At 60.3% G+C, this 22,761-nt stretch carries 23 protein-coding genes; 4 read left to right on the top strand and 19 right to left on the bottom strand.

Annotated features, from left to right (window positions below; genetic code table 11):
* Positions 1 to 66 precede the first annotated feature (66 nt).
* Together GR212_RS28535 and GR212_RS28530 are read right to left on the bottom strand one after the other, a co-directional pair.
* Positions 67 to 705 (bottom strand): NADPH-dependent F420 reductase, encoded by a 639-nt coding sequence (locus tag GR212_RS28535; RefSeq protein WP_163991896.1) that lies wholly within the window; start codon positions 703 to 705, stop codon positions 67 to 69.
* Between the two features lie 34 nt (positions 706 to 739).
* Complete coding sequence (locus tag GR212_RS28530; RefSeq protein WP_163991894.1) at positions 740 to 1,534, bottom strand: inositol monophosphatase family protein; 795 nt, start codon at positions 1,532 to 1,534, stop codon at positions 740 to 742.
* A 77-nt stretch (positions 1,535 to 1,611) separates the two neighbouring features.
* Between GR212_RS28530 and GR212_RS28525 the strand changes: the two genes are divergently transcribed.
* A complete protein-coding gene (locus GR212_RS28525; protein WP_163991892.1) occupies positions 1,612 to 2,220 on the top strand; it encodes a TetR/AcrR family transcriptional regulator in 609 nt (202 codons plus the stop codon).
* Positions 2,221 to 2,542: 322 nt separating this feature from the next.
* Positions 2,543 to 4,504: a N,N-dimethylformamidase beta subunit family domain-containing protein gene (locus tag GR212_RS28520; protein ID WP_163991890.1), complete on the top strand. Its 1,962-nt coding sequence runs from the start codon at positions 2,543 to 2,545 to the stop codon at positions 4,502 to 4,504.
* A 59-nt stretch (positions 4,505 to 4,563) separates the two neighbouring features.
* On the opposite strand, the gene GR212_RS28515 is transcribed toward GR212_RS28520, so the two are convergent.
* The 9 genes from GR212_RS28515 to GR212_RS28475 all read right to left on the bottom strand — a co-directional run bounded on the left by GR212_RS28515 (position 4,564) and on the right by GR212_RS28475 (position 14,006).
* Complete coding sequence (locus GR212_RS28515) at positions 4,564 to 5,346, bottom strand: ABC transporter ATP-binding protein (RefSeq protein WP_163991888.1); 783 nt, start codon at positions 5,344 to 5,346, stop codon at positions 4,564 to 4,566.
* A 1-nt stretch (position 5,347) separates the two neighbouring features.
* Positions 5,348 to 6,208: an ABC transporter permease gene (locus tag GR212_RS28510; protein ID WP_163991886.1), complete on the bottom strand. Its 861-nt coding sequence runs from the start codon at positions 6,206 to 6,208 to the stop codon at positions 5,348 to 5,350.
* A gap of 23 nt (positions 6,209 to 6,231) precedes the next feature.
* Positions 6,232 to 7,248 (bottom strand): ABC transporter substrate-binding protein, encoded by a 1,017-nt coding sequence (locus GR212_RS28505; protein WP_163991884.1) that lies wholly within the window; start codon positions 7,246 to 7,248, stop codon positions 6,232 to 6,234.
* 128 nt (positions 7,249 to 7,376) lie between these two features.
* Positions 7,377 to 8,534, bottom strand: coding sequence for an alpha-hydroxy acid oxidase (locus GR212_RS28500; RefSeq protein ID WP_163991882.1), 1,158 nt, complete (start codon positions 8,532 to 8,534; stop codon positions 7,377 to 7,379).
* A 4-nt stretch (positions 8,535 to 8,538) separates the two neighbouring features.
* Entirely contained in the window at positions 8,539 to 9,828 is a 1,290-nt protein-coding gene (locus GR212_RS28495; RefSeq protein ID WP_163991879.1) for a hypothetical protein, read from the bottom strand.
* Positions 9,829 to 9,850: 22 nt separating this feature from the next.
* Complete coding sequence (gene hutC, locus GR212_RS28490) at positions 9,851 to 10,582, bottom strand: histidine utilization repressor (RefSeq protein ID WP_163992046.1); 732 nt, start codon at positions 10,580 to 10,582, stop codon at positions 9,851 to 9,853.
* A 35-nt stretch (positions 10,583 to 10,617) separates the two neighbouring features.
* Positions 10,618 to 11,619 carry a zinc-dependent alcohol dehydrogenase gene (locus GR212_RS28485; protein ID WP_163991877.1) on the bottom strand — a complete coding sequence of 334 codons (1,002 nt, stop codon included), beginning with the start codon at positions 11,617 to 11,619 and terminating at the stop codon, positions 10,618 to 10,620.
* Positions 11,620 to 11,623: 4 nt separating this feature from the next.
* Positions 11,624 to 12,952, bottom strand: coding sequence for a histidinol dehydrogenase (gene hisD / locus GR212_RS28480; RefSeq protein WP_163991875.1), 1,329 nt, complete (start codon positions 12,950 to 12,952; stop codon positions 11,624 to 11,626).
* A 283-nt stretch (positions 12,953 to 13,235) separates the two neighbouring features.
* Positions 13,236 to 14,006: an SDR family NAD(P)-dependent oxidoreductase gene (locus GR212_RS28475; RefSeq protein ID WP_163991874.1), complete on the bottom strand. Its 771-nt coding sequence runs from the start codon at positions 14,004 to 14,006 to the stop codon at positions 13,236 to 13,238.
* 116 nt (positions 14,007 to 14,122) lie between these two features.
* On the opposite strand from GR212_RS28475, the gene GR212_RS28470 reads away from it, so the two are divergent.
* Complete coding sequence (locus GR212_RS28470; protein ID WP_163991872.1) at positions 14,123 to 15,232, top strand: histidinol-phosphate transaminase; 1,110 nt, start codon at positions 14,123 to 14,125, stop codon at positions 15,230 to 15,232.
* 62 nt (positions 15,233 to 15,294) lie between these two features.
* Here GR212_RS28470 and GR212_RS28465 read toward each other — a convergent pair whose 3' ends face one another.
* The 7 genes from GR212_RS28465 to GR212_RS28435 are packed head-to-tail and all read right to left on the bottom strand — an operon-like array spanning position 15,295 to position 21,402.
* Entirely contained in the window at positions 15,295 to 15,882 is a 588-nt protein-coding gene (locus GR212_RS28465) for a cysteine hydrolase family protein (protein ID WP_163991870.1), read from the bottom strand.
* Positions 15,883 to 15,892: 10 nt separating this feature from the next.
* Positions 15,893 to 16,792, bottom strand: coding sequence for an MBL fold metallo-hydrolase (locus tag GR212_RS28460; RefSeq protein WP_163991867.1), 900 nt, complete (start codon positions 16,790 to 16,792; stop codon positions 15,893 to 15,895).
* A gap of 17 nt (positions 16,793 to 16,809) precedes the next feature.
* Positions 16,810 to 17,874: a branched-chain amino acid ABC transporter permease gene (locus GR212_RS28455; RefSeq protein ID WP_163991866.1), complete on the bottom strand. Its 1,065-nt coding sequence runs from the start codon at positions 17,872 to 17,874 to the stop codon at positions 16,810 to 16,812.
* Positions 17,871 to 18,755 (bottom strand): branched-chain amino acid ABC transporter permease, encoded by an 885-nt coding sequence (locus GR212_RS28450; protein WP_163991864.1) that lies wholly within the window; start codon positions 18,753 to 18,755, stop codon positions 17,871 to 17,873. Before GR212_RS28450 ends, GR212_RS28455 begins: the two co-directional genes overlap by 4 nt.
* A complete protein-coding gene (locus tag GR212_RS28445) occupies positions 18,755 to 19,498 on the bottom strand; it encodes an ABC transporter ATP-binding protein (protein ID WP_163991862.1) in 744 nt (247 codons plus the stop codon). Before GR212_RS28445 ends, GR212_RS28450 begins: the two co-directional genes overlap by 1 nt.
* Positions 19,495 to 20,214, bottom strand: coding sequence for an ABC transporter ATP-binding protein (locus tag GR212_RS28440; protein ID WP_163991860.1), 720 nt, complete (start codon positions 20,212 to 20,214; stop codon positions 19,495 to 19,497). Before GR212_RS28440 ends, GR212_RS28445 begins: the two co-directional genes overlap by 4 nt.
* 15 nt (positions 20,215 to 20,229) lie before the next feature.
* Entirely contained in the window at positions 20,230 to 21,402 is a 1,173-nt protein-coding gene (locus GR212_RS28435; protein WP_163991858.1) for an ABC transporter substrate-binding protein, read from the bottom strand.
* A gap of 302 nt (positions 21,403 to 21,704) precedes the next feature.
* On the opposite strand from GR212_RS28435, the gene GR212_RS28430 reads away from it, so the two are divergent.
* The gene (locus tag GR212_RS28430; RefSeq protein ID WP_163991856.1) at positions 21,705 to 22,238 is read left to right on the top strand and encodes a MarR family winged helix-turn-helix transcriptional regulator; all 534 of its coding nucleotides are present in this window, start codon (positions 21,705 to 21,707) and stop codon (positions 22,236 to 22,238) included.
* Between the two features lie 329 nt (positions 22,239 to 22,567).
* Here the strand turns inward: GR212_RS28430 and GR212_RS28425 are convergent.
* Positions 22,568 to 22,761 (bottom strand): 4Fe-4S dicluster domain-containing protein (locus GR212_RS28425; protein ID WP_204326804.1); only part of this gene is annotated, 194 nt, incomplete at its 5' end.

Here is a 22,761-nt window from a genome sequence, read left to right as displayed (position 1 = left end):
CGGCAGGCGAGGAGGGTGCCACAATGGAACGTCCTCTGCCTATAGATATCCGGCGGGGCCGGAAACTCACCGTGCCATGGTCAGCGCGAACGGCGCGAAGCCCTTCGCTTTGAGCACGAATGGGACGATCAGCACGAATGCTTCCGTGCCGCGCGCACTCGCGAGCGGTCCGAGATTGACGATCCAATCGTCGGCCCAGCCAAGATCGAGAAGCAACGCCCTGACGGTCTGCTTGGCTGTCGCATCATCGCCCGAGAGAAAGACAGTCGGCGTCTGCGCAAGGGCGTCCGGGGCCGCCATGATCGTAGAAAGCATGGTGTTGAGCGTCTTTACCACGCGCGTCTGCGGTAGTGCCCGTTGCAATTCTTCCGCAAGGCTGGTGTCCGGATAAAGAAGCCCGGCTGGCATTCCGTCAGGCCCGCGTTTTGTTGCATTGGCGACGTCCACGAGAATTCGACCCGACAGGTGTCCGCTCAGGCCAGAAAGCACGTTGAGGCTCGTATCGCCCGGCAGGGCGTTGACGACGACATCGGCGTCTTCGACGGCCTCCGCCATGGCACAGATTCGAAGCTCCGGCCCTTTCCAGTTGTCTTTTGTTCGCGACGGGTCGCGGACGCCGATTGTTACGATATGTCCGTTAGCGGCAAGCTTGGCGGCAAGCACGGTCGAAACCCGGCCTGCGCCGAGGATTGCAAGTCTAGTCATATGGATCTCCAGGTAAATTGATCGAGAAATTCGATCAGGCAATCGGGGAAAGCGTTCGGACGATGTCGCTATGGATGCCGGGCGAGGCGGCAATGAAACCCGTGCTGGCAAGTGTCCACGGGCTGCCACTCATGTCGGTCACGACGCCGCCTGCCTCCCGAACAAGCAAGGCGCCGCCGGCAAGTCCCGACCGTACCTGGCTGTATTGCCAGAAGCCATCCAGGCGGCCGGCCGCGACTTCTACCAGTTCCAACGTCGATGGCACCGACATGCGGACCAGCAGGGCGGCATTCAGCATCGCGGTCACCGCCTGTCCGACGCGCCTGTAGATATCACCATCTTCACCAGGCTTGCCTTGACCGGTGGCGACGATCGCAGCGCCGAGCTCGGTTTTCCTGGAGGCAGACAGCGGAGTGCCGTTCAACCGCGCTCCGCGACCCTGTATGGCTGTGAATGTCTCATTGGTCATCGGCAGGCGGACGACGGTCAGGGCGGGCTCGCCGTCTCGCACCAGCGTCGCGGAGACGCCCCATTGCGGACGGCCGTGAACATGATTGACATTGCCTTCTGCAGGATCGGTGACCCACCAGTCGCCCTGCGGCAGCGGCCCGCCCTCCTCTTCGTCATCGATCCAGCTCGAACCGGGCAGGAGTGCCAGAAGAGATCTGCGCAGACCGTCCGTGACGGCTGCGTCGTTCGCATTGATTTCGCTAAGAAGCGTCGCCATGTCGCCGGGACGGGAGGCGGTCGAGAACCGTTTTTGCAGGGTTCTGCCAGCGGCTTCAACCGCATCTGTCACGGGGGCAAGAAGAAGTTCGAGGTCAGTCATCGGAGTGCCTGTTGAAAACGAATATCGATGGCTTTATGATGTGAGTAAAAGCTCACTTTGGCTACTCGCATTCACCCATGAAAAGCAAAGCTGCTGCCGATCCCCTAAAACCCCGGAAACAGCCGGGTCAGAGGCGCTCCGCCGAAACCGTTTCGGCCATTCTGGAAGCTTCTGCTCGCATTCTCGAGGATGCGGGCTTCGAGGGTTATACGACCAACAGGGTCGCCGAACTTGCAGGGGTTAGCATCGGCTCGCTCTACCAGTATTTTCCGAACAAGGATTCGATCACGCGTGCCTTGATCGTGCGAGAAATGGAACAGGCCCTGAGGGACGTGGAAGGTGCGGCCGCAGGTGCGATCGGGCGTGATTGCCTCGGCCGAATGGTTGCTGCAGCCGTTGCCAATCAGTTGCGGCGCCCGGTTTTGGCGCGATTGCTCGATGTGGAAGAGGCACGCCTTCCGCCGGATGCGGCTGTCGAAAAGATGGGGGACGAGATGGACGGGCTATTCCGGCGCTGCCTCACTGCCGATGATCTGCCGCCTGCGGCCCGCGCCGCCGAAGCGGTGGGCGATCTGATCGCGATCATCCGGGGGATGGTCGATGCCGCCGGAAGGCGCGGCGAGACAGACAGCACGGCACTGCTTGAGCGCGTCAACCGCGCGGTTTTCGGCTACCTGTCCCTCTGAAAACCTTGGAGGAAGCAGATCTTGGATGGTGACGGCCGTCGCTCCGGTCGTATCGGGCCAATGGCCAATGGCCAGTGGCGAGAGGTTCTCATTCACCCTGCTGATCGACAAGGCCAGCCGGCACGGAACAGGTGGCCAACAAGCTTGGTCTTGTTATCGAAGCGGCGCAGGAAAGCAAATCTGCGTCGGCATAGCCGTTCCACCTGTGACCCATGGACATCTGATCGCGTTGAGTAACAAATCACGACGGCGGTATTGTCGAAATCGCGCGAACGGAAGCGGAAAAGAGTGACGCATGCGAAGAAAGTTGGACCACTCCGCAATGGCTGCCGTCGGCTTCGTCGAGCCATGGAGCGTGAAGGCAGGCAGCAATATCGAAGCGTTCATATCATGCTGCGACCCTGGTGCTAGAGTTTCAGTTATGGAACTGGATAGAGATCAGGCCGAAAGCCTGGATTGGCCCCTGGAGAGATTGTCCGACGCATTTGAAGAACGGGCCTACGATCTCGGATCCTGGATCGAACTTCCGACAGTTTTCGACGGCCCGACATGCGAGCTCGCCGTCGAGGTTCTTTTCACGCGCAACGCTGATACGAAGCCGGTCATCACCTGGTCCGGGTTCAACCTAACGATCGATAGTTCCGGAGACATTCATGTCAACGGGCAGAGCATGATGCGTGCGCGAAACGAGCGTTGGTATCGGCTATCGGTTTTGGTCGGGTCCGACGTCGCAAGGGTCAGCATCGTCGAGCCGGCAACTGGTAAAGCGTTTGAACTCACCCTGGGCGGTGTTGCAAAGCCGGACCGGGTTTTTATCGGAGCTGAACCAACCCACCTTTGTGCGACACTCAACGCCCGGATCGGCCGGATATTTTTCCAGTCGGTGAGTTCCAGTTTCGAATGGCGCTTTCCGGCACAAGGAAATATTGGAGAACTTGTCCCCATCGGCGGTCAAGGACCGGCGCTTGCCATTCGCAACGCCCCTACGTTCAGCGTAGCCTCGCCCCGGTTCAATGGCGAGGTTCACGACCCACGGCTTGCCCCGGATCAATTCGATGCCATTCATCTTCATGACGATGACTTTGGCGGATTCCATTGGGAGCCTGATCTCAGGATTGCGGTGCCGCCAGGCAGTAGATCCGGCGTATACGCCGTTGCCATTGAAACGCGAGTTGGCGTCGAGAAAATTTCATTCTTCGTCCGTCCGGCGGTTCCGAAAGCTTCTGTTGCTCTTCTCTTGCCGACGGCGACCTATCTCGCCTACGCTGACGAGCAATTGCCTCCGCAACGATATCCCTGGCATGGCACCGATAGGGCTCACCGCTTCGCGATCGATAATAACTTCCTGAGCCTTTATGATGTTCATGGCGATTTGAGCGGTGTCAGTCTGACGAGTAGCCGCCGCCCGCGGGCGACATTGCGCGAAGACTATCACTATCCGCTTTCCAACTCGCCGCATCTTCTATCCGTCGATCTCGAGCTTCTGAAATTTCTCGCTCGCAGCGCAATCGACGTCGATATTTTAACGGACCATGACCTCGATCGGGAGGGCAAAAACGCGCTTGTCCCATACCGAATGCTTATGACGGGCAGCCACCCGGAATATTGGTCCTCCCGGATGATGAGCGGCCTCAAGGATTATCTGGGCTCCGGCGGCAGCCTCGCCTATCTCGGCGGAAACGGTTTCTATTGGGTTGTTGCATTTCAGGACGATCTGATGGAACTGCGACGGGGAAAGAACGATATCTGGACAGGTCGGCCGGGCGAGAGCCATCTTTCGTTCACCGGAGAACCGGGCGGCAATTGGGAGGATCGCGGTCTTAATCATCCGCAGGCGCTTGTCGGGGTTACCTACGTGATCATGAGCTTCGGACGCTCTCGGCCCTATCGCCGCCTGGAACAAAGTTATTCCGGCGAATATGCGTGGCTTTTCGAGGGTGTCGGATCGGAAGCCATAGGAAGCGAGGGCCGTGTTCTCGGCGCCGCCGCAGGCTATGAGATCGATGCCGTCCTTCAATCGGAAGAAACACCCGACACCCTGGTCAGGCTCGCTGTCGCCGATGATTTTGACGACAGTTTCCAGGTCCGACCTGACCTTTGGATCGCTGGCGGGGAGGCGGAGCGTAATTCCCTACGCCGCGCTGACATGACGGTCTATCGGCACGACGGCGGCGGAATCGTCTTCTCGGTGTCGTCGGTGGCCTGGATCGGCGCACTGCCTGAAGCGGGCCAGGACAACAACGTCGGACGCATCATGCGGAATCTGCTTTCGAGGTTCAGCTGAATATCAGGACTTCGGACCCTGGAAGGCGGCACACGCGGTCCGGTGCCGCCGTGAGCCGATCAATGTTCCATTTCGCCCTGTGATCCGGCGCGTATGGCCGCGAGAACCTCTTTCTGAAGAGCTATGAACTCTGCGGTCGCGATCATATCCTGGTTGCGCGGCCGAGCGAGCCCAACATGAAAGGTCGCATTGATGCGGCCCGGATTGATGCTCATTGCTACGATGCGATCCGAAAGATAGACGGCTTCTTCGACGTCGTGGGTGACGAAGAGAACGGTCAGTCGGTGCTCTTCCCAGATCTGCGTCAGGAGTTCCTGCATTTGATGACGCGTCAGGGCGTCGAGCGCACCGAACGGTTCGTCCATCAGCAGCATTTTCGGGCGGTAGGACAGAGCGCGCGCAATCGCGACGCGCTGCTTCATGCCGCCGGACAGTTGCGACGGAAACGCATCGGCGAACTTGGTGAGTTTGACGAGCTCGATGTGGTGGCGGGCGACATCCCGGCATTCAGCCGTCGGAAGCCCTGCAGCCTGAAGCGCAAACTCGACATTTTGCTGAGCCGTCAACCAAGGCAATAGGGTATAGGACTGGAACACCACGCCGCGATCGAGCCCGGGGCCGACGATCGGTGCGCCGTCCGTCAGCAGGACGCCGTTGTCAAAACCCTGCAGGCCGGCGACGATCGACAGCAACGTGCTCTTGCCGCAGCCCGATGCCCCGACGAGTGAGACGAACTCGTTGTCCGCAAGTTCCAGATCGATGTTGCTCAGCGCATGGACACGGCTCTTCCTGCCGCCGTACCATTTGTTGAGGCCCTCGATTTTGAGTTTGGGTTCACTCATGTCAATGCCTCGAAGCATAGCGGAAGAAGACGCGCTCAAGGGCCTTCATGCTCTGGTCGGTGATCAGACCAAGCAAGCCGAGGAGCAGGATGTATCCGATGATCGTCTGCGTCTGAAAATAACGCTGTGACACGACGATGCGATAGCCCAGACCCGAGGTCGCTGCCACGAGCTCGGCAAGTACGAGCCAGGTCCAGGCCCAGCCGAGACTGATGCGCAACGTGTCCCATATTCCTGGGAGTGCGGACGGCAGCACGATGCGGTGGAGGATCCTGGTTTCCGACATGCCAAGCGTGCGACCGAGACCAACGAAATCGGATGGGACGCGCTTGACGCTATCCATCACCATCAGCACCTGCTGGAAGAAGGTCCCGATGAAGATGATGACGAATTTCTGTATGTCGCTCGTTCCGGCCCACAAAATGGTCAGGGGTACGAATGCCACAACCGGCATATAGCGAACAAAGTCGACGAAAGGCTCGATCGCTGCTTCCCAGGTCTTGAAACAGCCGATCATGATACCGATCGGGATCGCCAACGCAGATGCGATGAGAAAGCCGACAAGCATGCGATAGATGCTGATCGCAGCATCCGTCCAAAGCGTGCCGTCCATGGCAAGCTCGACCATTTTCGTCCACACGGCTGCGGGGGAGGGCAGGAAGATCGGCTTCACCCAGCCGGTGGCGGTGGAAAGCCACCAAATCGCAAACAGAACCAGGAAGACCGCGACAGCGATGAGGAAGAAAGCCTGGCCGCTTATCGGATCACCGATGCGAAAGGCACTTGGTGGCCTGCCGACACCCGCGCGCGAACGCGCGCGGGGTCCTTGTTTTGGTGTTGAAGACAGTTCGGAGCTAGACATTACAGTCCCATTGGAGCCTGAGGTCACTTGTTGGCGGCGTTGACGAAGGATGCGTCGATCATGCTGTCGGCGGAAACATCCTGGGTAACGAGGCCGGCCTGCTTGGCCGCCTTCAGTACATCGGCGAAGGTCTTGGTCTTGAAATCGCCATCGAAAGCCTTGGAGGCTTCCGCGGAACTATAGTACTGAACGCCATCGAATGCCGTCTTCAGATCATCCGGGGTGGCGCCGACTGCCTTGGCGATGACGGCGCGGTCTGCGTCCGTGTTGGCCTTATAGTCGGCAAGGGCCGCGTCCCAGGCTTTGATCATGGCCAGGACCTGCCCCGGCTTCTGTTTCAGGACATCTTCGCGGACGACCAGAACGTCGGATACGAGACCCGGATCCTTGCCGGCTTCAAATAGCAGCTTGATGTCTTTGTTCTGAGCAAGCGCTGTGGAAATATAGGGCTCGTAGGTGACTGCGATCGGAACACGACCGGCGATCAGTGCCGTGCCGGCGTCCGCCGCGGGCATCGGGACCTTGACGATGTCGTTGATGGTCATGCCGTTGCTGGCAAGGGCGTAGTTCAACAGAATGTCGCTGGTCGTTCCTTCCTCGAAGGCGATGTTCTTGCCTTTCAGATCGGCGACGCTCTTGACGTCAGGGCCTGCGAGGATTGCGTCAGCCTTCAGGCTGAAATCGAGGAGGGAGACGATCTTCACGGGCAAACCGGCGGCAACCATGCCCATGGCCGTGTGCGTGGCGATATTGGCCGCATCAAGCTGGCCACTGGCAAGGGCTGCGTTGATGTCCTTATCTTCGCTAAAGTTGACAATCTGGACGTCGTCGAGACCGACCTTCTTGAAGAGGCCCTTGTCCGCGGCGACATGCCACTGGCCATAGCCGAGCCAAGGCTCGATGCCGATCTTGAAGGCGCCTGCCTCGGGCTTCGACGGGATCTGGTCCTGCGCGTTTGCCTGGGGCGCGGCGAGGATGCCGACGATACCGAGTGCGAGTGCTGCGCGGGAAAACTGCTTGCTGATGGATTTGTAGTTCATTGGAACCCCTCTTTTTGATAGTTCAGCGAATGGTTTAGCGTTGCATCATTTCAAGTTTCACGCCCGAACATCAAGCTCTATGGTGGGCGTATCCATACAGGTTAGAGTGTTTCGTGGGCGATCTCCTCTCACGCTGACGGTTTCGTTTTCAAGACAAAGTGCGGGCCTTTGCTTTTGAGTTCGCCGATCGATCCGCACCCCATGAGCGTCAAGGTGATCGAGATTTCTTGGCGAAGGATCTCGATAGCCTGAGCCACCCCCGATTGGCCTGCCGCTGCGAGACCGTAAGTATACGCACGTCCCAGCATGACGCCGTCCGCACCTGATCCAAGCGCCTTGATGATATCGCTTCCCCTTCGGATCCCGCCATCCAGCATCAACGTGAAGTCAGGTCCAACCGCTGCCCGTATCCCGGGCAATGCGGATATGGTGCTCGTCGCGCCATCCAGTTGCCGGCCGCCATGGTTTGAGATCACCGCACCGTCGACACCGATTGCCTTCGCCTTTTCGGCGTCGTCCGGGGACAGGATGCCCTTGATGACGAGCTTCCGTTTCCAACGATCGCGAAGACGGGCGATATCATGCCAGGCCAGGCGTTTGTCGATACGCCGAGAGAGGTTGGCGGCCTGTTCGAGTGCTCCGGATCCGAAATCCGGGCGATGCTCGACCGCCTTTACGGATGGCATCCCGCCTTGGGCGATGTCGAACAACCAGGCTGGCTTCCCGCATAAGCTGGCGAAGAGGCGCGGCGAGACGCGCGTCAGCGATCGGAAACCGTTTCGCACATCCCGTTCGCGAATAGCGGTGATCGCTGTGTCTACGGTCACATAGAGCGCTTCCGCGCCGGCATCCTCCGCCGCGCGCAAAAATTGCTCTCCGAGCTCGTGATCGTCGAGGACATAGAGCTGGAAGTGCAGGATCCCGCTCGACGCCCGACGCACCTCCGCCAGTGAGGCGATCGAAAAAGTCGAAAGGGCGAAGGGAATGCGTGCGGCATCGGCAGCCCGTGCCGCCTTTTGTTCGCCGTTTCGGGAGTAGAGGCCGAGGAAGCCGACCGGGCCGAGCATGAAGGGAAGCGCATGGCGATGACCGAGATAATCGGTGGAAAGATCCGGCTCCGCACTGTCGGCAAGGACTGTCTGGCGCAATGAGAGTTGCGAAAAATCCTCCCGGTTTCGCCGATAGGTCTCCTCGGCGAACGAGCCACCATCGATATAGTCGAAGAACAGCTTCGGCAATCGCCGGCTGGCTGCTTCTCGCAGATCATCGATATTGACGACCGTCATAGTCTCACCTGTCGGGGTCAATAGCGTCGAGGAACCGGGTCATCAGATCCGCTCCCGAAACCGGTTCAGAACCAACCATCGTCGAGATCGACAGGCCGATCAGCGACGAGGTTGGATTATGGTTTGCAGCACCTGCTCTGAGGTTCATGACGAGTGTCGGGCACAGGAAAAGTCCAAGGCGAACGACCCGCCGCCAGTCCGCCGGGAGCAGGCTCTTTTGCTTGAGAGCTGCCAATAGCGGCTTCCACATCGACTGCGCTTTCGTCTCGAGGAGCGCCGCGCGGACCGGGCTCAGCGTCCAGTCGAAATCCACAAGGAGACGTCCGTCGTCGAAGCTCGCTGTCGCGTTGAAGGTCTGTTCGGCAAGGCCGGGATCATAAAGCCAGTACGGATGCGCAAGCATATTGTGGAACGTGGTCTTGACTTCGGCAAGAAGGGTCGGGATGTGCTCGCCCGCAAATGCCGGATCGAAGAAGGAAAGAGTGGCGCCATTGGGCTGCCGTTCAAACCAGACGTTGGCATTGTGCGCATCTCCATGCGCCGTTACGCCGCCGCCATCGGCAAGCCGTGCCGGGGCTAGCCGCTCATGGGAGGCGTCGAATAACTGGCCGAGCGTTTCACGGTATTCGATGCCGTTGATGACGAAACGGGCGCGAGAAAGCTCATCCCAGGAAAGGGCTGCTCCGGGAAACTGGAAGTCCTTGCCGACGTAGTAGCTTGCAAGGCGGCCGCCGGGATAGGATCCCTGCGGCGCGGTCACGAGCCGGTCGTAAAACAGCCTATGAACCGGCTCGCGCATGACCTGTTCGGGCGTGACGGGGTGAAGCGTCTCCAAATATACCGCCAGCACTGCCTCGTTGAGGCGGCGTTCTGCGTCTACGGCCTGACTGATTGCCGATTGATCTCCGAGCCCGTCGAGTTCCCGCAGAACGTCTGAGAAGCGTGGATCTGTCCTGCGGCGGTAGACGAGAATCTGTTCGCCAGGAAGTGTCGACATCATAACCGGCTGATCGACAGGAAGACCGGCCTTGGCAAGAATATCCGCCCGATAATATTCGCCGCTCATTTCCTCCTCGTTTTCCTCCTGGTGGAACTTGAAGAAGTACGGCTTTCCGCCGGCCTCGAAGAAGCCGTTCAGCGAGTTGAGACTGTACTGGTCATGGTTGATCGCCAAATGGCGGGCGTCGACTTGAAAGAGATCCCGCAAGAGATCGGTCAGCAAGGCTTCGGCGCTGCCGTCACGCCGCTTGGCATATTCGCGGATCGCTGCCGTCCGACTGTTTTGTTGGGCCATCGTTTGATCCAATCCAGGCTTGTTATTTTGCCGGCGGCAGATACCTGCTTCCAAGCGTGTAGCGGCTGCCGACATAGGTGAAGGTATTGACGGTTGCCACCGTTTGGCCCGTCCAGGTCTTGCGGTTGAGGACCAGACAACTGTCATGCTCGCGAATGTGCAAAAGCCGAGCATGGCGTTCGGTGGCGGGAACGGCGCTGATCAGGTGTTCTACCTCGGTCAAGGGGGTGCTGTGCTGCAGGTAGTCATATGTCGCGGCCGACGTGAAATCCTGGTCGAGATAGTTCTTGACCAGTTCCGGATTAACGTAACGCTCCTCCAGCTGGACCGGTACGTCGTTTTCGTAGTGAACGATCAGCGAATGCTCTACGGGTTGCGCCTTTTTGAATTCGAAGGAGGCGAGAAGGGCTTGATCGGGTCGCTTTATCCGTTCCAGAGTGATCACCTCCGCGCGATACCTGCTCCCGCGCGCCTTGATCTCGCTGACGATGTTGCTGATCTCAATCAGGGTTGACTGCGCCTTGGGAGGAGAAACGAATGTGCCGACCCCCTGAACGCGGCGCAGGTGACCTTCGGCCGTCAATTCACGAAGCGCGCGGTGGACCGTCATTCGAGAGACGCCGAGCGTTGACATCAACTCGTGCTCAGACGGGACCTTCTCGTTCTGCGGCCAATTGCCATTTCCGATGTTGTCGAGGACGAAGTCCTTGATCTTCTCGTAAAGTGGCAGCGCGGTATTCGAAAGACCGGGCAATTCCTTCTCCGTCTCACGCCGAGGCGTGTGCTTGATCAATCGGCTATCCGGATGATCGTTTTCAGTTTGCTTGAACGACCGTCCATCAAGCGGCGATAGGCGTCAGGAACCTCATCCAGCGAAGTCAGGACCTCGCTAAACTGCAGCAGCGAGGACTGCAGCTTTGGCAATAGCGCGATAGCGTCGGCGAATTCGCTTTCGAAAGCGTGGCAGCCAAGCAAGGCGATCTCCCGCTCGACAAGCACGTTCGGGTCGAGATGGATTTTTTCGTGGCTGATACCCACGAGAGCGAAGGCGCCGCCGCCGTCAAGGAGTTCTATTCCTTTTGCGATGGCTTTCGTGCTCCCGGTAGCGTCCACCGCATAGCGAAGACGTTTCCCGCCGAGAGCCGCCTTGTCCAGCTCTATTGCGGAACCGCCACAAATCTCGGCAACCATCGCGGCGCGATCGGCGTTGAGATCGGAGAACATCAATTTCCCGTCATGAAGGTGCGCAAGCAACAGCCCGCAGAGGCCACCGATCGTTCCGCAACCGATAAGAAGGATCGGCTCGCCAGGCGGCGGATCAAGTCGGCGGACAGCATGAAGCGCGACGGCCAGAGGTTCGGCCATCGCCGCGACCGCCGGTTCCAGCGAAGGCTCGTGCTTGAATACCAGACGGGCAGGCAGGTTCGTCCGTTCCGCAAAGCCACCGTCGCAGACCTCGCCAACGAAACCCAGATGTTCACAGACATTGGTGCGCCCGGATGTGCAGGCGTCGCACTGACCACAGTAGAAACGAGAGTCGGCTGCGACGAGATCGCCGATCGCGAGATTTTCGACACCGGCGCCGACAGCGGAAACACGGCCACAGAACTCGTGGCCGGCTATCGACGGACGCCTGCTGATCCACTGACCGGTCCGGAAGTTGTGAACGTCCGAGCCGCAGATTCCCGCCGCGCGAACATCGATCGTCACGTAGCCCGTCGGCGGCGGGCCTGGAGTTTCGATGTCCTCGACCCTAAGGTCGAGAGCATCGTAAAGCCGCACGGCCCTCATTGGTTCAACTCCGTTTCGGAAGATAGGCGTCTCGCACCGCGGAGACGGCATGGGCATGCGACGAGAAACCTTCGTACTCTGCCAGCTTGTGAGCGCGCTTGGCAAACTCGGGATAGGCCGGTGCCGTCACATATCCGATCGAACTACGCTTGACGAAATCGGTGACCGACAATGGACCATAGGTGCGTGCCCAACGGCTGGTCGGCAGGACCGCGTTCGGGCCAAGGCAGAAGTTGGCAATACTGACGGGCGTATAAGGTCCCAGGAGAATTTCTGCGGCCTCGGTGATGTGGCCGAGATGAGCAAAGGCATCCTGCGACAGGATTTCGAGATGCTCCGGCGCATAGGCGTTGACGAAGTCGTAGCTTTCCTCGATCGACGACGTCAGCACGATGCCGCCCGATTTGCCGGAAAGGACGGCGCTTGAGAACTGGACTCGCTGTTCGGTCATCCGCGACCAATGCTCGGGCAGTGCGGCAAGGGCCTCTTCTGCTACCCGCCGGCTGTGGGTGACAAGGTATGCGGAAGAGTCCGGCCCGTGTTCGGCCTCGATCAGCAGATCAAGGGCTGCCAGCCCGCCATGGACGGTGTCGTCGGCAAAGATCATGGCTTCAGAGGGACCAGCCGGAAGGCCGGTATCGATGATACCGGCCAGACTGCGTTTCGCCGCGACGACCCAGGGGCTTCCGGGTCCGACAATCTTCAGGGCCGGCTTGATCGTTTCCGTTCCATAGGCGACGGCCGCAACGGCCTGCGCGCCGCCAACCTTATAGACAGTTTCGACACCGGCCAGACGTGCCGCCACGAGTGTTGCCGCATCGACGCGACCATCCGGGGCAGGGGGTGTGACAATCGCAAGATTGGGAACCCCTGCGACCACGGCTGGCACCGAGGTCATCATCGTGACCGAGGGAAAGGATCCCTTGCCGCGCGGGACGTAGAGCGCCACCGACTTGATCGGTGTGAAACGGTCGCCCGCGAAAGCGCCCGGCTTGATTTCCTTCAGCCACATCGCCTCGGGCTTCTGCTCCTCGTGAAAGCGACGGATATTGTCAATCCCGAAGGTGATGGCTTCGACAACGTCCTCGCTGACGAGCTTGAACGCCTCGTCGAATTCACTTTCTGTCACCTTCAGGGTCGCTTCCGTGACGTCAGCCTTGTCGAGTTCGCGGCCGAAACGGGCGACAGCACGATCACCTTCCGTGCGCACGGCGTCCAGGATCGGCGCCACCTTCTCCATGAAGCCGGAAATGTCCGTTTCCGATCGTCTCAGCAGCGCGGCCTTTTCGTCCGGTCCGAGCCTGGAATATTCATGAAAGGTGACATTGGTCATTGCTCACATCCCTGTTGGTGCGCAAAGGCGCAGATAGCCGCAACCGTCGTCGCGTTTGCCGCGCAACGATCCATCTTTCCTGCAAGGGATGCCGGGAGGCGGCACAGTTCCTGCTCGCCAACGCATGTCCCTACAGACTATTTGCATCAAGGATACCGGATGGTTATCCGGCCAGATCCCAGGAAGTCTACGACTTCGTTCCCGTTTTTTATTTGTCTATAGATGTCTATACATCTATAGACAATAACATCAAACCCACCCTGTCAAGCCTCATTTGCTTTTTTCAGATGGAAGCCAGAAAGCCACCGTCGACTGGAAGGCATTGACCGGTAATATAGCCAGACGCGCTGCTTGCCAAAAAGACAACCGCACCGCCGATGTCGGATTCCCTGCCAAATCTCTTCTGGGGAATCTTGTCGAGCATTTTCGCTGCCCAGTCCTCGTCCTGGTAAAAGCCCTCTGTCATCGTTGTGCGAAAATAGCCTGGCGCGATTGCGTTGACCCGGATTCCGTATTGCGCCCATTCCGCCGAAAGCGCCCTGGTCATGCCAAGCAAACCGGATTTCGAAGAGCCATAAGGAACGGCGGTTGGAATGCCGACATAGGAGGTCAGCGAGCACAGGTTGATGATGCTACCGCCTTCCGGCTGCGTTGCCATCGTCCGGGCCGCCGCCTGCGACCAAAAGAAAGCTCCCTTGAGATTGGTGCCGATAATTCTATCCCAGAGCTGCTCATCGACGTCGAAGGACGGCGAAACTTCCTCATAGCCGGCGTTGTTGACCAAAATATCGATCGCACCGCTGATGGTCGCGAACCTCGCCAGCGTTGCGTCAATGGAGGAAACGTCTGTCACGTCCTGGGCGCTCGTTACGCAAGACCGGCCGACGGCCTCGATCTTTTGCTTCGTATCGGCCAAGGATTTTTCGTCGCGGGCAGTGATGCAAAGGTCGGCACCCGCCTCCGCAAGCGAAACGGCGATCCACTGCCCCAATCCGCGACTGGCGCCGGTCACCACCGCCACCTTACCTGAAAGATCGAACATTGCTTTTGCCATTGTGATCCCCTTATTTTTTCGCAATCAAAACACGTCCAATCGGTGTTGTCTATACATGTATCGACAAAAGAAGTTTTCCTTCTTATGCTTTCTCTCACCGAAGAAAGGGGCAAACGATGTCGGACAGCAAAAGACACATTCGCGACGAGGTCGCCGAAATACCGCCTTACAATTCCGGACTGACTTTGAACGAGGTGCGCGAGCGCTATCGACCGGCGGTGATCGCTAAACTTGCTTCGAACGAAAACCCGCTCGGCGCATCACCCAACGCATTGTTGTTCCAGCAGGATCTGCAAGATCTGCTCCGCCTTTACCCCGATCCCAAAGGGAGAGCATTATGCGAAGCACTGTCGGAGCGCTTCGGAATCGACGCCTCCCGTATCATCCTCGGCAACGGCTCGGAGGACCTGATTGCAGTCATTTGCAAGGCGGTGGTCCGGCCCAATGATATTGTGACCACTCTTTACCCGTCGTTTCCGCTGCATGAGGACTACACGGCCGTTATGGGCGGAAAGGTGGAGCGGATCGAAATCCTGCCGGATTTATCGATCGATATTGCTGGATTGATCGCTGCCGCTCATCGCAAACCGCGTATGATGTTGTTTGCAAATCCCATGAATCCGGTCGGATCATGGCTCGGGCAGGATGACTTCAAACGATTTCTCGACGCTATCGACGACGACACGCTACTCGTTATCGACGAGGCTTATGCCGAATACGCCTCTGGTGACGACTATCCGGCGACGATGGACATACTGAAATCGAGCAACAAAAGCTGGGTTATCCTGCGCACCTTCTCAAAGGCGTATGGTCTGGCAGGACTGAGGATCGGATTCGGGGTTACCTCGAACGCGGGATTTTGCGATTTTTTGAACCGTGTCAGGACGCCATTCAATACCAATTCGATAGCTCAGGCTGCTGCCATCGCCGCCCTCGGCGACGAAGATCATCTCGCGCGAACGGTCGCACTTGCCATATCGGAAAGGGCACGTCTCAGTTCAGCGTTGATGAAGAGAGGTCTGAAGGTCGCGCCATCCAAAGGAAATTTTGTTTTCTTCGATTGTGAAACGGATGCCTCCATATTCGCGGAGCAGCTTCTGGCGGCCGGGGTTATCGTGAAGCCCTGGAAACAGACTGGATACACCACGTTCATTCGCGTGAGTGTGGGATCCGTCGCGGAAAACGACCAGTTTTTGAACGCGTTGGATATCGTCATAAAGGATTAAGGCATCCGCCGTTACCGAAACAACGGTCCGAGTTGGTTCGAGAACATGCACTCCTGTTAGTTCTAGTGTGTGGTTAGCTCGATGAGGCGGTCTAGTGAAATGACGTCTGCCACCAGTTTCATGTTTTCCAGCGACGATTCGTGCAGGTCGGCGCGGCCGGAGGAGCAGGCGTCGGCGACGACGATGACCTCGTAGCCCATGTCGGCGGCGCAGGCGACGGAGGTGAGGACGACCGAGTTGGTGGCGACGCCCGCCATGATCAGCCGTTCGGCCTTCAAGGTGCGGAGAACCTCTTCGAGCTGCGAGCCGTAGAAGGCATTGACGCGGCTGTGCTTGACGACGAATTCGCCGGCGAGGGGCTCGAGCCCCTCGTGGAATTCGGCCCCCCAGCTGCCGTCCACCATCGCCTTGCCGGCGACGACGTTGCGAAAGATCGGGCAGTTCTGGATGACGTCGGCGTGGTCGGCACGAAAGGCGATGCGCACCGAGACGACGGGAATGCCGTTGTCACGGGCAAAGCCCAGAAGGCGGCCGGCATGGGCGACGACGGCGCTGCGGTTGTCCGCATCCTCGGCCATGCCGACCTTGATCTTGCCGGCCGCATGCAGGACTTCGTTCTGATAGTGCATGGCGACCAATACGGTGCGCATTGTCTTGCTCCTACTGCTGCTGCGCGGCAAAATAGCGGATGGCGAAATCGATCCATTCCGGGAAATGCCAGTCCGCATGCTTGGCCCTGATCTCGGGCGCGAGCGTCTCGACCATTTCGCCTTCGTCTCTCCCGGCCGCCCTGGCCATTGCGACGCGCGCGCCGACGTCGCGGATATAGTCGCGCACGTCGATAAGGATGTCGCTGCCGCGGAGATCGCCGTGGCCAGGCACGACGATGGAGGGATTCCAGGCGATGCAGTCGCCCAAGGCCTGCAGCCAATTGCCCGCATCGATGTCCATGTCGTGCGGCGGAAACCAGGGGAAGATCGGAAAGGTCTTTTCCTCGGCAAGATCGCCGGTGAAGAGAATTTTTTCCGTCGGCAGGAAGACGACCTGATCGGCCTGCGTATGCGCCTGGCCCCAGGTCTTCAGAAGGACCGTGCGGCCGCCGAGATCGACTGTGTGTTCGGTGCCGTCATAGAGCGTGTCGGCTTCGACGAGCCTGGTGTTCTCAAGTGTGGCCGCCACTGCTGGGCCCATGCCTTTGAACATGCCGAGATAAGCCTCGCCCTTGGCCGCGAGTTCTTCAGCCTGCGCCCGATTGTAGACGATCTCGGCTGCCCCCTTGAAAGGCTCCGCGCCATAGCCGTGCTCGGGATGAAAATGAGTGATGGTCAGATAAAGCTTCCGATCGCCGGCGAGCTTTCGGGCGGCGGCAAGCACCGCTTCGCCGTTCGCCCGGCCCATGCCGCTGTCGACCACCATGGCGGAGTGGGTGCCGAGGACGATGCCGATATTGGGTACGAGCGGAATGCGGTGATCCTCGATGATAAAGATGCCGTCGGCGATCTCTTTCGGTGCCGAGGCATCGACGATCGGCGCGGGCGGAATGTTGGCGGTTTCGGTCATGGCCGGTCCTCTTTTTCTTAGGATGCGGGCGGTGCGGGCTTTCGGACGGCCCGGCGCCTTGAAAAGGCAAGGGAAATCTCCCGGCCGGCAGTGATGCCCTGCGGCCGGAAGAGGATGATGAGCAGTGTGAGCGCGGCCAGAATCACGTCGCCCGACCCCGCGGGAGCCGCGATCGTCGTCGCGGTGAAGGGCAGGGACACGCCGGCTTCGGCCAGCCGCAAAAGCTCCGTCAGAACGGAAATCACCAGCGTGCCGACGACGGCGCCGGTCAGGCTGCGCATTCCGCCGACGACAAGCATGGAGATGAACAGGAAGGTCGGGTCGAGATAGAAGCTCTCGACCCTCAGTGTGCCGAGAAAATGGCCGAAGAGGGCGCCGCCGACGCCGGAAACGAAGCTTGCCAGCACGAAAGCTGTCAGCCGCTCGCGCAGCACATGCACGCCGCTGGCGCGCGCGGCCACTTCGTCCTCGCGGGCAGCCCTGAGCGCGATGGCGAAACGTGTCTCCTGGTAAACGAAGGCGACGAGGATGGCGCCGGCGGCAAACAGACCAGCGGTCCACAGCCCGACATAGGCCGGGAGGCCCATGAGAGACTGCTGGCCGCCGGTGACGTCCGTCCAGTTGCCGAGCACGATATAGACGATGATCAGCAACGACAGCGTCGCGATGCCGACGGCAATCCCGGTCAGGCGCATCAGCGGCCAGCCAACGATGAGCGCGACGATGGCGGCGACGCCGCCGCCGGCAAAGGCGCCCGCGAGCGGCGGCACATGCGCCGCCGCCAGCCAAGGCGGCAGGCCGGGCAGGAAGGTGTGCTTCATCGTCGGCAGCATGGTCAGCAGCGCGGACGTATAGGCGCCGATTGCCATGAAGCCGACTGCGCTGAAATTCAGCAATCCGGAATTGCCCATATAGATATAGAGACCCACGACCGCGACCAGGTTGACGAGGCCGAAGGTCACGCGCCGCTGCAGTACGATGCCCGCAAAGCCGGCAAGCCAGGTGATGAGGAGCACGAATGCGATCAATGCGATCAGCGGTCCGATGCGCCGGAGGATATCGCGTATCAGCTCGTTCATCATACGCGCTCCTTCAGGCCGCGTGCCGGAAAAAGCCCCTGCGGACGCACCAGCAACACCAGGATGACCACGACGAACAGGAAGGCCTCGCGGAAGGGCCTGAGTTCCGGCGGCAGGAAGGCCTGCAGCAGGATCGACACGACGCCGACGAGAAAGCCGCCGACGGCCGCGCCGAGCAGATTGCCGAGGCCGCCGATGACCGTCGCGACGAAGGCGATGATGACGAGCTGCACGCCGAAACGCGGCTGCACGAAGCCGGTCTGCGCCGCAAAGAGCAAGGCGACGACCGCCGCCAGGACGCCGCTCAGCGCAAAGGCGGCGGCGATGACGGCATTGGCGCGCACGCCGACGAGCCGGGACATCGTGAAATTCTCCGCCGCCGCGCGCATCTGCAGGCCGAAGCGGGTCTTCTTGAGAAACAGGGTAAGAGCCGCAAGCAGCACGGCGCAGGCGAGAATGGTGACGAGCTTCAGGGAACTGACCTGCACACCGCCGATCGTCACGGCCTGGCCGAGCATCGGCAGGGGATCGAGCGTCTTGATGCGCGAGCCGACCAGGAACACGAGAAGCCGCTGCAGAAACATGCTGACGGAAAAGGAAGAAATCAGCATGGTCGCCGGATCGGCATTGCGCAGCGGCCGGAAGGCGAGCCGCTCGGTCAAAACGGCCAGCGCCAGTGTGACCAGCACCGAAGCGGCGATGCCGATGACGATCGGCTGGCCGGAGAGTGCAAAGAGCACATAGGCGGCGACGGTGACGAATTCCGCATGGGCGAAATTGGCAAGCCGCATCACGCTGAAGATGAGGCCGATGCCGAGTGCGGTGAGGGCGTAGAGGCCGCCGAGGCTGAAGGCATCGACCAGAACCTGGATGATTATCTGCATCAGCGTGCCGCCTCCGTGCGCAGGCCGAAATAGGCGGCTTCGAAATCCGGATCGGCGGCGAGCGCCGCCGACGCGCCGGCAAGCCGGACACGGCCGCCGTTCAGCACATAGGTCCGGTCCGCCGCTTTCAGCGCCCGCGGCGCGTTCTGCTCGACGACAAGAATGGTGACGCCCTGAGCGCGGATTTCCGCCAGCAGTTCGTAGACCCGATCGGTCACCTTCGGCGCCAGGCCGAGCGACGGTTCGTCGAGCATTAGCAGCCGAGGCTTCGCAAGCAGGGCGCGGGCGATGACGAGCATCTGCTGCTCGCCCCCGGACAGCCGCCCGGCGGCTTCGTTGCGGCGTTCGCCGAGGATCGGGAAAATGTCGAAGAAGCGGGCTATCTCCGCCTTGACCTGGTTGTGGTCGCTGCGGACGGTCGCGCCAAGGGTCAGGTTTTCGAGGACGCTCAGGCCGCCGAAGACATGCCGTCCCTCCGGGACCAGCGCGATGCCGCGGCGCACGGTGCGCTCCAGCCCGCGCGGCGTGATTGGCTCACCGGCAAAGGTGATGCTTCCACCGGCCGGCTGGACGAGACCGGCGATGGCGCCGAGCAGCGAGGACTTGCCGGCGCCGTTGGGTCCGACGATCGAAACCACTTCGCCCTCGTCGACATGGAGCCGGACGCCCGAAAGGGCGGCAATACGGCCATAGCGGACAAAAAGATCCTCGATCGCCAGAAGGGGAGAGGAGGTCGCCGTCATGCTGCCCCCGTGCCGAGATAGGCGGACTTGAATTGCGGGTCGGCCAGCACCTCGGCCGGGGTGCCGGTCGCGATGGTGCGGCCGCTTGCCATGACGTGCAGGCGCCGGCAGATGGTCATGACCAAAGTCATGTTGTGCTCGATCAGCAGCACGCCGCAGGAAAAATCGCCCTGGATGCGGCGGATGAGGTCGGCGAGCGATTCCGCCTCGCCGATGTTCAGTCCGGCCGCCGGCTCGTCCAGCAGCAGAAATTTCGGGGCGAGCGCCAGGGCGCGGGCGATGCCGACGCGCCGCTCGTCGCCATAGCTCAACGTTCCGCCGCGACGATCGGCCTTGTCGCCGATGCCCATGTAGTCGAGCATCTCGGCAGCCCTGCGGCGGGCGCGAAAGCGGCTGATGCCAAGGCTGCTGAGGCTGGCCTCGATGTTTTCGCTGATGGTCAGATCCTTAAAGAGCCGCACGGCCTGGAAGGTCCGTACCACGCCGTGGCGCGAGAACCAGGCGGCCGAGCGGCCGGCGCAGTCCACGCTCTCGATCGCAACCCTCCCTTCGCGCGGCTTCTGGAAGCCGCTGAGAACGTTGACCATGGTCGTCTTGCCGGCGCCGTTCGGGCCGATCAGTCCGAGGATTTCGCCGCGGTCGAGTGCCATCGATACCTTGTCGATGGCACTGACGCCGGCAAAACGCACGCTGATGTCAGTTGCGCTGAGTTGCATTGCCTGCCGTCCAGCCTAATCCAGATGCACGGTCGTGGCGGAGAACTTGCCGACGGCGGAGAACTTGCCACCCTGGCTTTGGACGATCGTCATCGGGCGGCTCGTTTCGATGTGGAGTTCCGGCGTGTAGGTCGTCGGGCCGATCACGAGCTTCTCGTCCTTGAACGTGTCGAGGACGGCGGCGACCTTGTCGGCATCGAAGGAGCCTGCCTTCTGCGCCGCCTTTGCCCAAGCCTGGATCAGCGAGTAGCCGCGCAAGGAATAGGAGGCGTCGGAGCGCTGCTTGTATTCGGCCTGATAGCGCTTGAAGAAGTCGTTGACGGTCGGATCGGGATCGTCGCCATAGACCGAGCCGTAGTCGGCGACGTAGAAATTGCTGAGGTTCGGCACGGTGCCGGCCCAGTAGTCGCCGTCCATGGACTCGCCGGTCAGGACCGGCTGGTTCAAGCCTGCTTCGCGTAGCTGGCGAATGGCGCTCGGACCGCCGGGGGCATAGGAGCAGACGACGATGAAGTCCGGCTTGGCGGGCAGGTTGTTGATCCGCGTGGCCTGAGCGGCGATGCTCGGGTCGTTGTTCAGGAAGGTGTCGTCGCCGAGGAGGGCCTTGTCGCCGGCAAGCTCCTTCCAGCGCTGGCTGAAGCTGCCACAGAGCGACTTGGTGAAGGAAATGGTGTTGTCCAGCAGGACATAGGCCGATTTCCAGCCCTGCTTCTGGAAGGCCCACTCGGCCAGGAGCGCGCCCTGGGCCTGCGCTGCATTCGAAATCGAATAGGCGTAGGGACCGATGCCGGTGACGCCGAACTTCGGGTCGGAAGCGCCCGAAAGCGCAATGATATTGTTCTGCTGGGCGATGAAGGCGCCGGGCGCGCCGAAGTCGAAGTCGCTCGGGAAGAGCATCGCCTTGACGCCCTTGCTGACCATCTCGGTCGCGCCGTCGGCGCCGAGTGCCGGCTCGGACTTGTTGTCGAAGGTCTCGACCTGGATCTGACTGCCCAGCACGCCGCCGGCCGCATTGATTTCCTTTACCGCCAGCAGCGCGCCGTTGACGGTGCTGGCGTCGATCGGCTGGAACCAGCCGCTATAGGACATGACGAAGCCGATCTTGATCGGATCGGCGGCGTAGAGACTGGTGCCGCTGAGAACAAGGCCCGCGGCCGCGGATGCCACGAAGCGGAAGATGGATCTCATGATGTCGTTCCCCTTGTCGTCTCGATGGGGAGCCGTCGCCCGATTGCTGCCGCGGACCGTCATGGAAAATGGTGGTCATCACGGGAACAGAAGAAGCACGCCGACCTAGCCAAAAAGACGTTCGTTAATATATGAACGATTTTAAGCTAGCGCGTTTCCGACCGTCCGACAAGATAGTCGGCGCAATTTGTTTAGGTTTAAAATATGTGCCGGCCAGCGGCTTTGCTTGCCTTGGCGAGCAATAGAGTCTAGGCACCAGACAAAAGCGCGATCTGGCAAACCAACGGCCCGGTAGGAGCAAAATGGCGGATAGCAAGCCCAAGGCCACGGAGCAGGACATGTCCGAGATCAAGACGCCGTCGATCCTGCCGATGTCGCAGAGCTTCGGCAACAGCCTGCGCCATGTCAACCGGCTGATCCAGCGCGACCTCGGTGCGCGGATCGCCCCGCTCGGCATCACGCTTGGCCAATGGTATGCCCTGCGCACACTCTGGTACAGCGATGGGTTGACCCAGGTGGAACTCGCCCAGAAATCCGGCATCGCCGGCCCCGCCATGGTCATTGCCGTCCGTGCGCTTCTCGCCATAGGTCTCGTCACCCGCCGCCGGCATTCCAGCGACAAGCGCAAATACATCATTTCGCTGACGGAGAAGGGTCGGCGGATGGAGGAGCCGGCGCTCCAGGCAGCGATCAATGCCAATTGCGACGCCTTGGACGGCGTTAGCAGCGCCGATATCGAGGTTGCCATGCGCGTGCTGGCGAAAGCCTACGACAATCTCACCGCCGTCGGCATTCCGGTCGCCGCCGAAGACGGCGTAGATGCGATGATCGAGTAACCCAGAGCACGTCCATTTCTACTCGATGCCAACGATAGCCGCCGGAGCAGGTTCCGCGTCTGGCAGGATGCAAACCAGAGGTTCCGGCATCTGATGGTTCGGATCGAGCCCAAACCTTTCAGGCTCCTTCGTCGAGCACTTGCACCGGTTCATTCGCTCGACCTTAACCGTTGGTCCGCGGATGTTTTGCTTGCTCCGTGCGGCCTTGCGTAAAAACAAAAGGATAGAGCGTTTTTGCGATTCGAGGAAAAGCGGAAAAGCTCTGGCCGATCTCTCCGGACTGGTGAGAAGGTTGCGCCATCAGATGCGGGAATCAAGCATCTGACCCCTCACATATTCGGATAGACTGGTCCCTCGCCGCCCTGCGGTGGGACCCAGTTGATGTTCTGGTTGGGGTCCTTGATGTCGCAGGTCTTGCAGTGGACGCAGTTCTGGGCGTTGATGACGTAGGTCTCCTTGCCGTCCTTCTCTACCCATTCGTAGACGCCGGCCGGACAGTAGCGCGTCGACGGGCCGGCAAAGA

It is taken from the genome of Martinezella lusitana (assembly GCF_010668395.1).
Classification (GTDB): Bacteria; Pseudomonadota; Alphaproteobacteria; order Rhizobiales; family Rhizobiaceae; genus Rhizobium; species Rhizobium lusitanum_A.
This window is presented reverse-complemented; position numbering and strand designations above follow the sequence as displayed.

Excerpts from the sequence above, each read along its gene's own strand:
- GR212_RS28435 (WP_163991858.1), bottom strand. The coding sequence starts at position 21,402 with ATGAGATCCATCTTCCGCTTCGTGGCATCCGCGGCCGCGGGCCTTGTT.
- GR212_RS28535 (WP_163991896.1), bottom strand. The coding sequence starts at position 705 with ATGACTAGACTTGCAATCCTCGGCGCAGGCCGGGTTTCGACCGTGCTT.
- GR212_RS28500 (WP_163991882.1), bottom strand. The coding sequence starts at position 8,534 with ATGACGGTCGTCAATATCGATGATCTGCGAGAAGCAGCCAGCCGGCGA.
- GR212_RS28450 (WP_163991864.1), bottom strand. The coding sequence starts at position 18,755 with ATGCAGATAATCATCCAGGTTCTGGTCGATGCCTTCAGCCTCGGCGGC.
- GR212_RS28445 (WP_163991862.1), bottom strand. The coding sequence starts at position 19,498 with ATGACGGCGACCTCCTCTCCCCTTCTGGCGATCGAGGATCTTTTTGTC.
- GR212_RS28525 (WP_163991892.1), top strand. The coding sequence starts at position 1,612 with ATGAAAAGCAAAGCTGCTGCCGATCCCCTAAAACCCCGGAAACAGCCG.
- GR212_RS28475 (WP_163991874.1), bottom strand. The coding sequence starts at position 14,006 with ATGGCAAAAGCAATGTTCGATCTTTCAGGTAAGGTGGCGGTGGTGACC.
- GR212_RS28520 (WP_163991890.1), top strand. The coding sequence starts at position 2,543 with ATGGCTGCCGTCGGCTTCGTCGAGCCATGGAGCGTGAAGGCAGGCAGC.
- GR212_RS28505 (WP_163991884.1), bottom strand. The coding sequence starts at position 7,248 with ATGAACTACAAATCCATCAGCAAGCAGTTTTCCCGCGCAGCACTCGCA.
- GR212_RS28430 (WP_163991856.1), top strand. The coding sequence starts at position 21,705 with ATGGCGGATAGCAAGCCCAAGGCCACGGAGCAGGACATGTCCGAGATC.
- GR212_RS28515 (WP_163991888.1), bottom strand. The coding sequence starts at position 5,346 with ATGAGTGAACCCAAACTCAAAATCGAGGGCCTCAACAAATGGTACGGC.
- GR212_RS28495 (WP_163991879.1), bottom strand. The coding sequence starts at position 9,828 with ATGGCCCAACAAAACAGTCGGACGGCAGCGATCCGCGAATATGCCAAG.
- GR212_RS28485 (WP_163991877.1), bottom strand. The coding sequence starts at position 11,619 with ATGAGGGCCGTGCGGCTTTACGATGCTCTCGACCTTAGGGTCGAGGAC.
- GR212_RS28440 (WP_163991860.1), bottom strand. The coding sequence starts at position 20,214 with ATGCAACTCAGCGCAACTGACATCAGCGTGCGTTTTGCCGGCGTCAGT.
- hisD (WP_163991875.1), bottom strand. The coding sequence starts at position 12,952 with ATGACCAATGTCACCTTTCATGAATATTCCAGGCTCGGACCGGACGAA.
- GR212_RS28455 (WP_163991866.1), bottom strand. The coding sequence starts at position 17,874 with ATGATGAACGAGCTGATACGCGATATCCTCCGGCGCATCGGACCGCTG.
- GR212_RS28460 (WP_163991867.1), bottom strand. The coding sequence starts at position 16,792 with ATGACCGAAACCGCCAACATTCCGCCCGCGCCGATCGTCGATGCCTCG.
- GR212_RS28465 (WP_163991870.1), bottom strand. The coding sequence starts at position 15,882 with ATGCGCACCGTATTGGTCGCCATGCACTATCAGAACGAAGTCCTGCAT.
- GR212_RS28510 (WP_163991886.1), bottom strand. The coding sequence starts at position 6,208 with ATGTCTAGCTCCGAACTGTCTTCAACACCAAAACAAGGACCCCGCGCG.
- GR212_RS28530 (WP_163991894.1), bottom strand. The coding sequence starts at position 1,534 with ATGACTGACCTCGAACTTCTTCTTGCCCCCGTGACAGATGCGGTTGAA.
- GR212_RS28470 (WP_163991872.1), top strand. The coding sequence starts at position 14,123 with ATGTCGGACAGCAAAAGACACATTCGCGACGAGGTCGCCGAAATACCG.